The sequence below is a fragment of the Vibrio sp. YT-19(2023) genome, from assembly GCF_033337395.1.
On sequence record NZ_JAWOQN010000611.1, the window covers coordinates 1 to 653 of the forward strand.

A 653-nucleotide genomic window follows, 5' to 3' on the forward strand; every position below is an offset into this window, starting at 1 on the left:
GCCTTTCGGTCGATATAAGAATTCGGTTCCCACACCCGCAAACATGCTCTCTAGATAACCGGCGTAGAACTGTTGGTCCATGGTATCTGAGTACTCTTGGAACCAAGTTAACTGTAGGTTGGACATGGTTACCGCGTGTTCATTTTGATAAGCGCGGAACATGGTACGTACACGAGGGATCGAAGTGCCGTCCGGTGGGGTGACGTAGTTAAACTTGTCGTAGTTGTTGTACCAATTCCAGTATAGTGAGCCACCAATTTCTAGGTTATCTGTCAGCCAGTAAGAGGCGCTGCCACTTAAACCAACACTGAACAGATAGAACTCTTCTGGGTTACCTAAGGTCTGAGCCAGCTTTGGTGAGAAGCCCCAATCAAAGCGCTCAAAACCATCGTAAGCAGGTTTACCTTGCGGTTTATCGCTTGAGGTTGATGTTGCATCTTCGATATTTGGATTGATGTAGTTAACTTCTGCAAAGTCACGGTATTTCTCTTTGGAGATAACCGTTTGATCGCCGAGCAGACCACGACTGCGTTCATTGATAGTAAAGGTATCAATGTTGTCTGGCATTTCGTTGTAAAGGACTGCCGCGGCTTTTTCATGAGCCTCGTTGCGATCACGATACTTTTTCTGTTCACCAACAATCGAGACGGTAT

At 46.2% G+C, this 653-nt stretch carries 1 protein-coding gene; it reads right to left on the reverse strand.

Features of this window, described 5'->3' with window-relative positions:
- Positions 1-653: YjbH domain-containing protein (locus tag R7E78_RS27435; RefSeq protein WP_318058793.1), on the reverse strand; the 653-nt coding region annotated here is incomplete at both ends.